We start from the raw sequence: 14,432 nt of genomic DNA, 5'->3' as shown, positions 1-14,432 counted from the left end.
TCAAAGCACAAGGGAATTTGTGCTTTTTTTATTGTCTGAATTTAAGCAATAAAAAATATGCCGATTGGCATATTAGATTAAATTATTTTGAATAAACTTTTTTACCTAGTTCAATAAATTTTTCAACTTTATCATTTAGGATTTCAAAAGCTTTTTCATAAATTGCTGAATCATATAGATCAACGCCTGCATCTTTTAAGATTTCTGCGGGTCATTTACTTCCACCTTTTGATAAGAAGTTATTAATATAAGTTTGTAAAGCTTGTGCACCTTCATTTTTAAATTTATTGAAGAAGACATTAGCAACTATATAACCAATAGCATATTTATAAACATAGAAGTTATAGTAATAATGTGGCACGATTGCTGAATAAATAGCTTGTTCTTCTGCAGGGAAAGGATCTTCAATATCATTTAGTTTATACTTTTCACCTAGTTTTTTGTAGATGGCTTGAATATCTTCAAAACCTGCTAATGGTGAGCGATTATCTACTAACTTATATAAATCGTATTCAAAGTTACTAAAGTGAACTTGTCTAAAAACTGTTCCTTGAAAATCATTAATTGATTCACTAAGTAAATATAGCTTAGTTTGAATATCATCTGTGTTTTCATATAAGTAATAATCAAGCATTAACTCGTTAAAAATTGAAGCAATTTCAGCTAAGAAAATTGGGTATGAAGCTAGTGAATAAGGTAGGCTTTTATCACTGAAATATGAATGCATTGAGTGACCTAGTTCATGTGCTAGAGTTTTTACTTCACGTAATTTTCCATTGAAGTTCATCATGATATATTTTTTCTCTAGTCCGTATGAACCACCAATTGAATAAGCACCACTTCTTTTATTTTCAACTGGCATATAATCAATTCAGCGTTCTTTAAATGCTTTTTCTAAAACAGAAATATATTCATCGCCAAAAGGTTTCATTGCTTTTAAAATTAGCTCTTGTGCTTCTTCTACTGTGTATTTATTTTCTACTTCAGCAATAGGCAATAATGTGTCTCACATTTTTAAATCTTTATTGTATTTTGACTTAAAAAACTCAGCATATGCTTTTCAGTACTTTTGTAAAATAGGTGTATTTTTTTCAACGCTTTGATAAAGATTTAAAACTAATCTTTCATCAATTTGATCTGAGAATAAATAAGATTCAACACTTGATTTAAAACCTCTAATTAAGCTTTCTGATGAAACTTTTTTGAAGTGTGAAATTAATAACCTTGCAAATGTTTGACGGTGTTTTGCATAACCATGATTGTAATTTAATAATGTAGTTCTACGAATTTCTTCATCTTCATCTTCAAGTAAAGTTGAACGATTTCCTAAAGTAATTTTTATTTTACGTGAACCATCTTTATTTGTAGCAAAACCATAATCAAGTTCTGAATTAGATAAGACACTAAAAATTTCACTTAAATTTGTTTTTCCAAATTCTGTATTATTTAAGTATTCTTCAACCGAATCAGCTAAACGGTATTCTTTATTTTTAATAGTGAATTCTAAAGACTTAGCATAATTTTTTAAACGTTCATCTTTGATTCATTCTTTTAATTGATCAGTTTTATCAAGTAATCTTTTTTCTTCATCTCCTCATTGTTCTTTAAATGAATAAAATGAAATAAAAAATTTTTGTTGCAATTTATTAAATTCAGGATCAACTACATTAACTGATAAATTATTACTTATGTAGTTATAAATTCTTTCTCCTAAGATACTTCATTTATCTCATAATTTGTAATGTTCAACTAAATTATCTAGGGAATTTAAATGAGTATCTCTTTCTTTTAATAAATCTTTTTGAAGTTTTTCTAGTTCTTGAAATAGATCTTCAATTGTTTTATTTTCTAAAATTGTACTCAGATCATATTTATATTTTTCAGGTACATCTTCACGTTTTTTATATTGCATATTTTTCCTCTTCTTTTTAAAAATTTAGTAACTTGATTTTAACTAAATTTTAAATTTAAATAGTATTAATTTTTAATTATTTACAACTTTCAAAAGTAAACTAAAAGTGCCTGTTTCTCGGCATAATCGTCACTTTTAAAAATAATATTTAATGTTTAAACTTTCATTAATTGTGCTTCTTTTTCAGCAGCAATTTGGTTTATTTTAGCAGTCATCTTTTCTGTAAAAAGTTGAACATCATTTTTATAATCTTCAACTACATCTTTACTTAAAACATCTGCAGCTTTTGTGATTTTATTATTTGCATTTTGTCTAATTAAGCGAATTGCAATTTTTGCTTCTTCTGCAAATTTATGAACAGTTTTAGCTAGTTCTTTTTTTCTTTGTGTAGTTAAAGGTTGAAAAGTAATTCTGATTTTATCCCCTTCATTTGAAGGGTTAATATCTAAACCACTTTTATTTAAACCAACCATAATATCTTTGGTAGATGATACATCAAAAGGTTTAATTAAAAGTTGCATTGCTTCAGGAACTGAAATCGCAGCAATAGTTTCAAGTGGTGTTAATTCATCATAGTACATGACTTTAACATTTCTTAATAAAGCAGGATTAGCTGCTCCTGTAGAAATTTTAGAAAGCTGAATTTCAAAATGTTTTATTTTTTCTTCAGCAGCCATTTCGATTTCTAAATTAAGTTCATCAAAATCAAACATCTTATTTTTTATCCTTTACAACTCGTGTTAATTTTATTTCACCCTTAACTGCTTTAATAATTGATTCATCTTCTAGTAAATTAAAAACAACTAGATCTAAATTATTATCTCGGGCCATGCTGATTGCAGTTATGTCCATTACTTTTAAGTTATCACGAATAACTTGATCATAAGTAATGGTGTCATAGTGAATTGCACTTTTATCAATATTAGGGTCTGCACTATAAATTCCATCAACATTATTTTTACCCATTAAAATAGCATCTGCTTTAATCTCACTTGCAAATAATGTTGATGCTGTATCAGTTGTAAAATAAGGCCTACCTGTACCACCTGCAAAAATTACAATTTCATTATTTTCTAAATATTTAATTGACTTTTCATTAATGTAATTTTCAGCCACACGTGAATCAATATTTAAAGAAGATTGTACACGTGCTTTTAATCCTTGCTGTTCAAAACCTGATTGTAATGCCAAGGCATTCATAACTGTTGCTAACATTCCAATATAATCAGCTCGGTTACGTGGGATACCGTTTTTTTCAGCACTTGCTCCCCTTCAGAAGTTGCCTCCACCTATGACAACTGAAACCTGGATGTCTTCATCAACAAGTTGTTTAAGTTGCAAGGCAATTTTTTTGACTAATTTATAGTCAATTTGCAAACTCTGTTCTTTATTGGCTAATGCTTCACCAGATAATTTAATTAATATACGCTTATACATAAAATGCTTTCCTATTTTTGAATCTAGATGATTACTTGATGTTTGATTTTCTTTTTCCTGTTTACTATTAAAAACTGCTTCACTATCTTTAATTGCTGTTTCAATTTCGATTAACCTAGCAATGCCTTTTTTATAAGCATCAGCAACTGCTGCTTTTGAAATATTTAATTCATCAGCAACTTCTGAGTAAGAAAAATCTTCAAATAAAATTAGTGTTAAGATATTCTGCTGTGATTTTGAAAGTAGCTTATGATACTTTTCAAAAAGACTTCTTTGAATATCTTCATCTTGAAAATTACTATCTTTTCTGACTAAAGTAGTTTTAGTTTTTGATAATTTAGAATTTTCTGTTTTCATCAAGTCTCCACTGTTATTTATTTTATACATAATAGGTTTAAAAATTACAAAAAAGCCACTGTTTTAAAATCAAAAATTACAAGCAGGTTTTGCTTGTAAAAATTCTTAAGTTAAATCACTAGTTTCAATCACATCTTTCGCCATGGCATAGATAAATTTATCAAGATCAAACTCTGTTAAATCATCAATTTTTTCACCAACACCAATGAATTTGACATGAATATCAAATTCATCTTTAATTGTTAAAACAATTCCACCTTTAGAGGTTCCATCCATTTTAGTTAAAATGATCCCACTTAATTTCGTTACTTCTTTAAACGCCTTTGCTTGACTAATTCCGTTTTGGCCAGTTGTTGCATCAAGCACTAAAAGAGCTTCATCGATTTCACGTTCAATAAATTTTTCAACTATACGGTTTAGTTTTTCAAGCTCATTCATTAAGTTAACTTTATTTTGTAAACGCCCTGCAGTATCAATAATAACTAAGTCATAATTTTCTTTTTTAGCTTTTTCTAAAGTTTCATAAACTACTGAAGCAGGATCTTGATTTTCTTTTTTAGCAGTTACAATATCTGCGCCAACCCTTTTTGCTCAAATACTTAATTGCTCAGCTGCTGCTGCTCTAAAAGTATCAGCAGCAGCAATTAAAACCTTTTTATTTTGCTTAATAAATTTAGCAGCAATTTTAGCAATTGAAGTTGTTTTACCACTTCCATTAACTCCGACCATCATAAAAACATTTAAACGACCATCTTGAAAATTTAATTCAGTTGATAAATTATCTTGGTTAGCATAAAGTAAAAACATCTTATCAACAATAATTTCAGAAATTAGATTTTTATCACTAATACCTTGTCTTTTGATTGTTTCTTTTATTTCATGAATAATTACATTAGTTAGTTTTAAACTAACATCTGACATAATTAAAATCTCTTCTAAACTTTCAAAATAAGCTTCATCAATTTTAATTGTTGAAGCATTTAGATCTAAAAGTGCTTTAGAAAAATTACTATTTGATTTTGCTAAACCCGTAACAAATTTTTCGACTTTAGTTGCTTTTTCAATTTCAATTAATTTAGTTTGTTCAATTTTAGCTTCAACTTCTTGCAGTTTTTTGATTTCTTTAGTTTCTGCTTCAGTTAATTTTTTAACTTTTTTCTCTTCTAATTTATCTTCTTTTTCGAGTTTTTTTTCATCATCAGTTTTGATGCGAAAAATCTTTTCTTTTAATTTTTTAAAAAATCCCACTGTTACCTCTTTTGGTTAGTTAATTTTATTATTGACAATTTTAATGATTTTAAAATTGTCTTATTTTAGTTTTTAAACTCTTATTAATAAGATAGCATAAAGCAGTTAATTTTGCTTGTTTTAATCCTTAATTTCTGCTAGTGAAAAACCTTCAATTAAATAAATCTAAATTAATGCAAATTTAATATAATTAAAATTATCTTAAAATTATTTAAAACTTTAGAAAGAGAAATTAAATGGAATTATATTCAGATAAATTAAATGCAAATTTAGTTCTAAAAGCTGCTTATAAAAATGACCTAGTGAAAACTAATTTAGTTGAAACAGATGGTTATGTAACAGAATATTTAGATGAAAATATTGCTTATTTATATTTAAGTGACAAAGAAAAAACTACAGCTAAACAAGTTGCTGATTTTGTCCATGCTTATCTACTTAAAAATCGTTATGATTTTCAAGTAGATATCGCAAGTTTTACTCCATATGTAAAAGATGAAAATGCTGAAAAAGAATTATTAAAAGAAATCTTTTTAGCACTTGATCATGATGGAACAGAAATTTATAATGCTAAATCATTATTCAAAAAATCTTATGTAAAGGCTTCAGTTTATTTAAAAAATATTGCTGATTACAAAGATAAATTATTAGTTTGAGCAAAGTTCAAACACTTAAAAAACTTTACAAAAAGATTGCAAAACTTCCCACCAAATATTGCTAACAGTGAATGAATTGCTGATCAAATTGTGGCTGAAGCACAAAAACATGCAAAAGTTGATGTGAAAGTTTTAGGTCGCCAAGAAGCGATCAAAAACAACATGAGTCTTTATTTATCAGTAAATAAAGGGAGCATGTTTGAACCTCGTGTGGTTGTTTTAACTTACTTAGGTAACCCTGAATCAAAAGAAAAAATTGCCATTGTAGGTAAAGGAATTACTTTCGATAGTGGTGGTTACAACTTAAAACCTGATAAGTACATGAACGGGATGAAATTCGACATGTCAGGAGCAGCAATTGCTTGTTCAACAATCATGGCTCTAAGTGAAACTAACGCTAAAGTTAATGCTGTTGCAGTTGCGATGCTAACTGATAATAGAATTAATGGCGATGCTTCATTACCTGATTCAATCGTAACTTCAATGAGTGGAATTACTGTTGAAATTAATAATACAGATGCTGAAGGTCGTTTAGTTTTAGCAGATGGTTTAACTTATGCAATTGAAAAAGAAAAAGCAACTGAAGTAATTGACATTGCAACTTTAACTGGAGCAATTCTTTATACATTTGGTAGAGAATACACAGGTGTATGATCTTCAAATACAGAAAATTATAAATTACTTGCAAAAGCAACCAAAAAAGCACATGAAAAAGTTTGAAGAATGCCACTTCATGATAATTACTTAATTAACATGAAAGGTTCAAAACTTGCAGATTTATATAACACTGATTATTCAGGACTAGGTGGATCTAACTCTGCAGCAATTTTCTTAAGACAATTTGCTAAAAATGTTTCATTTATGCATTTAGATATTGCAGGAACAGCAGATAAAGGTGACTTAGGTACAGCAGCGATGTTGCGACCTTTAGTTTACTACTTAAAAGCAAAAGGAGCTAACTAATGATTTTACAAAGACATTCTAAAGAACGTGATGAAAACGTTTTATTAATTGCTGCTTTTGAAGATGATCATTTACCTGCAAAAGTTGTTAAACGTGAAGGTGTTATTACTGAATTTCTTGCAGCTAATAACGCTTATTTATATGTGGGTAAAAGAGGAGAATTTGATTTTTTCAAACTTGAAAAAACCTTCTCAAAACTATATTCTTCATTAAACCGTAAATACCAAATTGATGTTGCTTCTTTTGTGACTAACGAAGTTAGTTTAACTGATGTTTATCAAGAAGCAGTGTTAACTTATGCTTATTCAAAAGGTAAGTTATGATCAAAACGTAAAGTAGATGAAAAAGCACTTGCAAATGAAAATAAATATGAACCTACTTTATTAATTAAAACAGAAGATAATTTAGATGATGTTTATGCAGAAGCAGTGCGTTTATCTCACGCTAGACACCATGCACGTAACTTCCAAGAAACACCTCCTAACGTTGCAAATAGTGAATATTTAGCAGAGCAATACAAAACTTGAGCACAAAATGCAGGTTACAATTTAGAAGTTAAAGTTCTAGATAAAGCAGAAATTAAAGCACAAGATATGAACCTTTTATTAGCAGTAAATCAAGGTTCAATGTATGAACCACGTGTTGTCGTAGTTGAATACAAAGGTAATCCTGAATCAGAAGAAAAACAAGTAATTGTTGGTAAAGGAATTACTTTCGATAGTGGTGGTTACAACTTAAAACCAAGTGGTTACATTAAGAACATGAAATACGATATGTCAGGTTCAGCAATTGCTTTATTTTCAGTAATTGCTGCTTCAAGATTGAAGTTAAATAAAAACTTTGCAGCAGTGTTACCTTTAACAGATAATCGCCTTGCTAATGATGCCATGTTACCTGATTCAGTAGTTGTTTCTAAGTCAGGAATTTCTGTAGAAATTACTAATACAGATGCTGAAGGACGTTTAATTTTAGCAGATGCAATTACTTATGCAATTGATGAATTAAAAGCAACTGAAATTGTTGATGTAGCAACTTTAACAGGTGCTATTAAAGTTGCTCTAGGTGATACCTATACAGGATTTTTCACTAGTGAAAAATCACTATCAAAAACCTTTGCTAAAGCAGCTAAAGAAATTCGTGAAATGGTTTGAGAATTACCTCTTGATGATGTCTTTTTCAAAGACACTAAAAAATCAAACGTAGCTGATTTAGTTAACTCAGATGCAACCTTTATGGGTGGTTCAATTTCAGCAGCATTATTCGTTCATGAATTTGCTAAAAAAGTAAAACACATTCATATTGATATTGCAGGTACTGGTAAAAAAGGAAATGATTTTACTGGTGTCATGGTTAAAACAATTTACAACTATTTAAAAATTAGTTAAGCCAAAATATTAAATTTATAGACAGTTTTATGACTGTCTATTTTTTAATTTTTAAATCCTTAAAATTAAAAAGATGACTCAAATTTTTCAATAATTTTTTGCTCAAAAAAGGAATTTAAATTCTTATTTAATACATTATTAAATAATTAAAAAAATGTATAATTTTTATATGCTTGGCATTGATTTAACAAATGTAAAACGCTTTGAAAATATTGGTTTAAAATTCGCCCAGCGAATTTTATCTAAGTCAGAATATGAAGCGTTTTTAATCAGTGAAAATCAAGCTTTATTTTTAGCAAGAACTTGAGCAATCAAAGAAGCTATTTATAAAGCAGATAACAATTATTTTTCTTTTAAAGAAATTGAACTTGTTAAAAAAAATAAGCAATGAACATTTCCAGGGTTTGCAATTTCAATTTCACATGAAGATAATTATGTGATCGCAATTGCCTTAAAAAAGGAGTAATATGCCCCCATACTTAAAGTTAATTTTTTATTCACCATGAATTTTAGTTAGCATGATCAAAATTGCGCTAACAGCTCGCAAACACCGACGTTTTCCTGATGCTTTACCTAATCAAAAACGCAACGATTTAATTTTAAAAACGGCAAGCAAAGTTTTAAAAATTTATAATATTAATGTCGTCATCAAAGGCAAGGAAAACCTAGTTAAAGCACCATCTTTGATTATTGCAAATCACGTTAATAATGTTGATGTCTTAGCAATTTTAAAAGCAATGATGAAAGATACTCATGATAAATCAGTTGATCATAATTTAGTTTCTTTTGTTTCAAAAATTGAATTACAAAGAAAATCTTTAATCAGAAATTCAGTTAAATTATTAGACGGACAATTCATCGATCGTGACAAGTATTTAGATGCTTGAAAAAAGGTTAAAGCATTTGGAGAAATGATTAAATCAGAAAGAAAAATTGGAGTCATCTTTCCAGAAGGAACGCGCAGCAAAGATGGACAAATAGGTGAGTTTAAAAAAGGTGCTTTTAGAATCGCAAAAATGAACTTATTACCAATCATCCCAACGACTATAAATTATAGTAATGTTGGGCTTGATGCAAAGAATAAAAAAGCCACAGTTGAAATAATTTTTGCAAAACCAATTCGCAGTGATGCCATCATGACTCTAAGTGATGATGACTTAATGAAAAACACTAGAGCAGTAATTGTTTCAAACTTTATTACAGGAGACAAACATGAGTAACGAATTAGAAAAACCAACTGAATATGTTTTTGATATAGGAAATTATAGTGGTTCGCTTGATCTACTTTTTTCACTTGTTAAAGATAAAAAAGTAGATATTCAAGAAATAAATTTAATTGAATTAGCTGAACAATATTTAGCAATTATTCATAATTTACAAGAGCAACAAATTGACCTTGCAAGTGATTATTTATTAATGGCTGCAACACTTTTACAAATTAAAGCAGCCTTAATTTTAAACCCTAAAGATCTACCTGAAGAAGTCGAAATTGATCGCCAAAAAATTCTTCAAAGATTAGCTGAATATAAAGCCTTTCAAGAAGTGATTGAAGACTTAAAATTAAAAGAAATTAATCGTAAAGCAATCTTTATTAAAAAGCAAGATAACATTCAAGAATTTGAATTAGAAAAAGATGAAACCTTATTAGATGGGCATTCATCTCCAGTGCAAATTGCAATTGTTTTAAGACAGATGTTTGAAAGAAATTTTGCAGTTAAATTAAGACAAGCAAAATTTGAAAATTTCAAATTAACACCATCTGATCAAATAATTTATATTAAGAAATTATTTTTAGAAAAAGGTGAATTAACTTTTGAAGAAATTTTTAATTTACCTTCATTAAGTCATTTTGTAATTACTTTAATGGCTGTTCTAGATTTATCTAGAAGACAAGAAATTGTTCTAAGACAAGATGAACAATTTGGAAAAATCTACATTTCAAAAGGAGAAGCATATGAACAACTACAGTAGAATTATCGAGGCTCTTGCCTATGTACAGGGTGAAGAAGGTGTGTCAGTTGAACAAGTAAAAAAAGTTTTAAACTTTGATTCAACAACTGATGATGAAGATCAATTCAACACAAAAGAAGCCTTAAAATTATTAAGAGATTTTAAAGAACAATATAACGCTTTAAATTTAGGAACAAAAGTTTTTGAATTTAATGAAGTTTTTAAAATCGCTACAGCAGAAAGCATGAAAGATTATATTGGTAAACTTGTGAGTTTTAACAATGCTCAAAAATTATCAAAAGCAGCTTTAGAAACAGTGGGAATTGTGGCTTACAAACAACCAGTTACTCGCTCATTAGTATCTGAAATTAGAGGGGTTTCTTCTGATCAAGTTTTTAATACTTTATTAGTAAAAGGATTAATTGAAGAAGTCGGAATTGCTTCAACTCCAGGTAATCCAATTTTATATGGTGTAACAAATCGTTTTTATGATTATTTTAAAATTAAATCATTACACGATTTACCACGTTTACAAGAATTTGAATTTTTAGATGTTGAGATGGATAATACTCAAGAAAGCAATTTCTCACTATATCAATCTCAAAGAGAAGAATAGTGTTTACGATTAATGCAACCTCAAATGATCAAGGCAGAATTCTTTTTAAAGTTGTTAAAGAATATTTAAATAATGTTCCAATTTCACGAATTGAAAAACTCTTTCGTGAAAAAGATATTAAAGTCAATGGCATTAGAACTAATGATAAAAAACTTTCAGTTTCTGAAGGCGATTTAATTTTAATCTATGGCATTGAAGCAGGTAAAAAAAGACAAGCCTTTATCAAAAACGTTGAAGTTAAATTCAACGTTATTTTTGAAGATGAAAATATTTTAATTGTTAATAAGCCTTATAACGTAGACATGCACGATAGCACCAATTCACTTGATAATCAAGTTTTAAAATATTTAAAATTTGTCAAGATAGATAGTTTTGTGCCTTCATCAATCGGTCGTTTGGACAAAAAAACAACAGGTCTAGTTTGTTATGCCAAAAGTTATAACGCTTTAAGAACTTTAAAACAACAAGAAAATATTAAAAAAGTTTATCTTTATAAATCAAACATTCCTTTCTTAGAAGAAGGTGAAATTAAGACAGTTACATTTCACCATTTTTATAATCCTGAAAGACAGCGAGCTGAATTATTTAATGAAGCAAAAGGTAACACTAAAGAAGCAACTACCATTTTATATGATAAAGCACCACATCATTATGCTGAATTAGTAACAGGTAGAAAACACCAAATTAGAGTTACATTATCAAAACTTGGTTACCCAATTTTTGGTGATGTAAATTATGGTGGTAAAAAAGATAAGCGTGTTTATTTACATTCACACTTAATTAAATTCCATGATTTAAAAGATGAATTAGAATATTTAAATGATTTGGAATTTATAGATTTTCCAAAATGATAACAAGGTAAAAATGAAAAAAGATAGCAGTAAAATTTTACAACATACAGCACATGTTGCTCATTTTAAAACAAATGATAAAACTTTAAAATCCATCATGATTGAATATGATGAGATTTTTAATAATCTAGAAAACATGGCAGATGATATTTCTGATTTTCCAAGAAAGCAAGAATTATTAGCACCTGAAATTAGTTTTGAAGATTTAAGAGAAGATGAAATTGAAACTTCTAATTTATTAAAAAAAGAACAAGTTTTTGAAAATGCATATGACCATGAAAATGGTTTTTTAGTTCTTCCAAAAGGACAAAATGATGAAGAATAATTTAACAGTTTTAGGTGATTTTGATAAGGCATATAAATCATTAAAAGATGATCAAAATAATGTTGTTTCAGCACTTGCAAAAAATGAAAAAAATTTAAAATCAGGCTTACTAGAAAAAGCTGTTTTTACATTAAAGGATAACTATGCAACTGCTGAATATATTACGCAATCAAGTAGTCAAACTTTGAAAGGTTTTAAACCTTTTTATAATGCAGAAATTTATGACCTTTTAATTAATCAAGGTGCTTCTTTAGTTGCTAAAGTTCATGCTGATGAATTTGGTTTAGGTGGTAGTGGATTATTCAGTGGATACGGAATAATTAAACACCCTCAAGATGATAAAAGAATCATTGGTGGTTCTTCATCAGGATCTGTTGCTTCAATGTATTATAATGTTGCTTTTAGCATTGGATCAGATACAGGAGATAGCGTTCGTAATCCTGCAGGTTATAATGGTTTTGTAGGTTTTAAACCAACTTATGGAGCAGTGTCTCGTTATGGTCTTTTTGCTTATGCGTCAAGCATGGATACAGTTGCATATTTTACTCATAATGTAAATGATGCTTTTGTTTTATCTAAAGTTTTATTTAAAAAAGATAATAAAGATATGACCTCAATTAGGGTTGATTTAGATGAGCAAATTAGTTTTCAAAAGCCCCTAAAATTGGGCTTTTTAGGCAATTTAAATTATTTACAAAAAGACATTAAAAATAATTATTTAGAACTATCTGAAAAACTAAAAAAAGAAAATATAGAAGTTGATTTTTTAGATTTAGATGAAGAACTTTTAAATCATATTAAGACAGTTTATGATGTTCTTTCGTATTCTGAAGCAACAAGTAATTTAGCTAACATTAAAGGTTTACAATTTGGAAATAAAACTAAAGGAAAAAATTGAGAAGAAATTGTTACAAATTCTCGTAGTGATTTTTTTGGTGAAATGGTTCAAAGAAGATTAACTTTAGGAAGTCTATTTTTAAGTGTAGATCATATTAATGATGTCTTTTATAATGCTCAAAAAATGAGACAAAAAATTACTGAATATATGAGTTCAAAATTAAAAGATTATGATGCTTTTGTTTACCCTGCTTCAGATGATGTTGCACCATTAATTGAAGGCGAAAATAAGAAGCCAAATTTTATGCAATGAATTCTTACAAATGCTAATTTATCAGGTGTTCCTTCAATTGTAATTCCTTGAATCAAAGTTAATAATTTACCAGTAGGTTTAGCAATTGATACTAAACTAAAAGAAGATCAAAAACTATTAAATATTGCGTTATATTTTGAAGAATTTTTAGGAGCAAAAAGTGAGTAATTTTGAAGTAATAATTGGTGTTGAAATTCATATTGAATTAAACACAAAAACAAAAATGTTTTCACCTGCACCTAATAGATTTAATGATGAGCCAAACACAAATGTTCACCCAATTGATTTAGCTTATCCTGGAACTTTGCCACTTGTAAATAAGCAAGCAATTGTTAAAGCAATTAAATTAGCAAAAGCGTTAAAAATGGAAATTGATCCACTTGTCAGATTTGATAGAAAAAATTATTTCTATCCAGACTTACCAAAGGGTTATCAAATTACACAACAATTTCATCCAATTGCACAAAATGGATCATTATTAATTAATGTTAATGGTCAAGAAAAAAATATTGAAATTGAAAGATTTCATTTAGAAGAAGATACTGCAAAACAGACAATTACTGATACAAAAATTCTGCACGATTTTAATCGCTCAGGTGTACCTTTAATTGAAATTGTAACTAAACCAATTATCAGAAGTGCTGATGAAGCAATTGCTTATATTGATACAATTCGTAAGATTGCACTTGCTTTAGATATTTCTGAAGCAAGAATGGATCGTGGTGGTTTAAGAGCAGATATCAATATTAGTTTAAGACCTTATGGATATCAAGGTTATGGTAACAGAGTAGAAATTAAGAATTTAAATTCTTTAAGTAATGTAAAAAAAGCAATTGATCTAGAAATTCAAAATCAAACTAAAACTTATTTAGAAAATAAGACTGTCGATCAAGTTACAAAACGTTTTGATGAATCAAAACAAGAAGTTATTACTATGAGAGCAAAAAGCGATGCAATTGACTATCGCTATTTTAGAGATCCAAATATTCCAACTATCAAAATTTCTCAGAGCACAATTGATAATATTAAAATCAATGAATTACCTTGAGAAAAACAAGCAAGATATGAACAAGAAAAATTAAATCAAATTCAAATTACTGCACTTGTCAATGATTTAAAATTAGCAACTTATTTTGACAATATAAAATACACAGAAAGAGATAAATTAGCGAATTTATTTTTTTCTGAAGTTGTTTCACTTGCTAACAAAACACAAAAACACGTTGTTGATTTAGGTATCAAAATAACTGTTTTTGAGGACCTTTTAAAAAGGCTAAATAACGAAGAAATATCTGCAAAACACTTTAAAGCAATTGTTCCTTTATTAGTTAATAATACAGATAATCTAGATGAAATTATTAAAAGTAATAATTACTTTTTAATTAAAGATGAGCAAATTCTTGAATCATATTTACTAGAATTAATGCAGGAGAATGAAAAAGTTGTTAATGAATATTTAGAAAAACCAGAGAAAGTCAATAAATTACTTCTCGGTTTATTAATGAAAAAAACATCTACTCAGGCTCATCCAATAATTAGCAATAAAATTCTTGAAAAGTTATTAAGACTAAAATTTGGTAAGTAA

Annotated in this window: 14 protein-coding genes and 1 pseudogene; 10 read left to right on the top strand and 5 right to left on the bottom strand. The window is 28.0% G+C overall.

Annotated elements, in window-relative coordinates:
- Positions 1-82 precede the first annotated feature (82 nt).
- The 5 genes and pseudogenes from pepF to ftsY form a co-directional block, all read right to left on the bottom strand.
- Entirely contained in the window at positions 83-1,912 is a 1,830-nt protein-coding gene (gene pepF / locus CJF60_RS02405) for an oligoendopeptidase F (RefSeq protein ID WP_084232353.1), read from the bottom strand.
- A gap of 155 nt (positions 1,913-2,067) precedes the next feature.
- Positions 2,068-2,625 (bottom strand): ribosome-recycling factor, encoded by a 558-nt coding sequence (locus CJF60_RS02400; RefSeq protein WP_095279126.1) that lies wholly within the window; start codon positions 2,623-2,625, stop codon positions 2,068-2,070.
- Position 2,626: 1 nt separating this feature from the next.
- Positions 2,627-3,349, bottom strand: a complete 723-nt coding sequence (pyrH, locus tag CJF60_RS02395; protein ID WP_095279134.1) for a UMP kinase — start codon at positions 3,347-3,349, stop codon at positions 2,627-2,629.
- Positions 3,350-3,448: 99 nt separating this feature from the next.
- Positions 3,449-3,706 (bottom strand): annotated as a pseudogene (locus CJF60_RS05435) (sigma factor-like helix-turn-helix DNA-binding protein); the annotation flags it as partial.
- 105 nt (positions 3,707-3,811) lie between these two features.
- Positions 3,812-4,954: a signal recognition particle-docking protein FtsY gene (gene ftsY, locus CJF60_RS02385; protein ID WP_084232355.1), complete on the bottom strand. Its 1,143-nt coding sequence runs from the start codon at positions 4,952-4,954 to the stop codon at positions 3,812-3,814.
- Between the two features lie 236 nt (positions 4,955-5,190).
- Between ftsY and CJF60_RS02380 the strand changes: the two genes are divergently transcribed.
- From CJF60_RS02380 to gatB, 10 genes are all read left to right on the top strand, one after another.
- Entirely contained in the window at positions 5,191-6,570 is a 1,380-nt protein-coding gene (locus tag CJF60_RS02380) for a M17 family metallopeptidase (RefSeq protein WP_084232356.1), read from the top strand.
- Positions 6,570-7,955: a M17 family metallopeptidase gene (locus CJF60_RS02375; RefSeq protein ID WP_084232357.1), complete on the top strand. Its 1,386-nt coding sequence runs from the start codon at positions 6,570-6,572 to the stop codon at positions 7,953-7,955. The genes CJF60_RS02380 and CJF60_RS02375 overlap by 1 nt, the downstream gene beginning before the upstream one ends.
- Positions 7,956-8,124: 169 nt before the next feature.
- Positions 8,125-8,421 carry a holo-ACP synthase gene (locus CJF60_RS02370; RefSeq protein WP_084232377.1) on the top strand — a complete coding sequence of 99 codons (297 nt, stop codon included), beginning with the start codon at positions 8,125-8,127 and terminating at the stop codon, positions 8,419-8,421.
- A 1-nt stretch (position 8,422) separates the two neighbouring features.
- The gene (locus tag CJF60_RS02365) at positions 8,423-9,175 is read left to right on the top strand and encodes a lysophospholipid acyltransferase family protein (RefSeq protein WP_084232358.1); all 753 of its coding nucleotides are present in this window, start codon (positions 8,423-8,425) and stop codon (positions 9,173-9,175) included.
- Positions 9,168-9,926, top strand: coding sequence for a segregation/condensation protein A (locus CJF60_RS02360; RefSeq protein ID WP_084232359.1), 759 nt, complete (start codon positions 9,168-9,170; stop codon positions 9,924-9,926). The genes CJF60_RS02365 and CJF60_RS02360 overlap by 8 nt, the downstream gene beginning before the upstream one ends.
- Complete coding sequence (gene scpB / locus CJF60_RS02355) at positions 9,910-10,521, top strand: SMC-Scp complex subunit ScpB (RefSeq protein WP_084232360.1); 612 nt, start codon at positions 9,910-9,912, stop codon at positions 10,519-10,521. The genes CJF60_RS02360 and scpB overlap by 17 nt, the downstream gene beginning before the upstream one ends.
- Positions 10,521-11,375 carry an RluA family pseudouridine synthase gene (locus CJF60_RS02350; protein ID WP_084232361.1) on the top strand — a complete coding sequence of 285 codons (855 nt, stop codon included), beginning with the start codon at positions 10,521-10,523 and terminating at the stop codon, positions 11,373-11,375. The genes scpB and CJF60_RS02350 overlap by 1 nt, the downstream gene beginning before the upstream one ends.
- Positions 11,376-11,385: 10 nt before the next feature.
- The gene (locus CJF60_RS02345; RefSeq protein WP_084232362.1) at positions 11,386-11,697 is read left to right on the top strand and encodes a hypothetical protein; all 312 of its coding nucleotides are present in this window, start codon (positions 11,386-11,388) and stop codon (positions 11,695-11,697) included.
- A complete protein-coding gene (locus CJF60_RS02340; RefSeq protein WP_084232363.1) occupies positions 11,687-13,015 on the top strand; it encodes an amidase family protein in 1,329 nt (442 codons plus the stop codon). Before CJF60_RS02345 ends, CJF60_RS02340 begins: the two co-directional genes overlap by 11 nt.
- A complete protein-coding gene (gene gatB, locus CJF60_RS02335) occupies positions 13,008-14,432 on the top strand; it encodes an Asp-tRNA(Asn)/Glu-tRNA(Gln) amidotransferase subunit GatB (RefSeq protein ID WP_084232364.1) in 1,425 nt (474 codons plus the stop codon). The genes CJF60_RS02340 and gatB overlap by 8 nt, the downstream gene beginning before the upstream one ends.

The sequence above is a fragment of the Mycoplasmopsis agassizii genome (assembly GCF_002272945.1).
In the GTDB taxonomy this organism is placed as follows: Bacteria; Bacillota_I; Bacilli_A; order Mycoplasmatales; family Metamycoplasmataceae; genus Mycoplasmopsis_B; species Mycoplasmopsis_B agassizii.
Note: the sequence above shows the minus strand (reverse complement) of the source record. Positions and strands in the feature narration are given on the sequence as shown.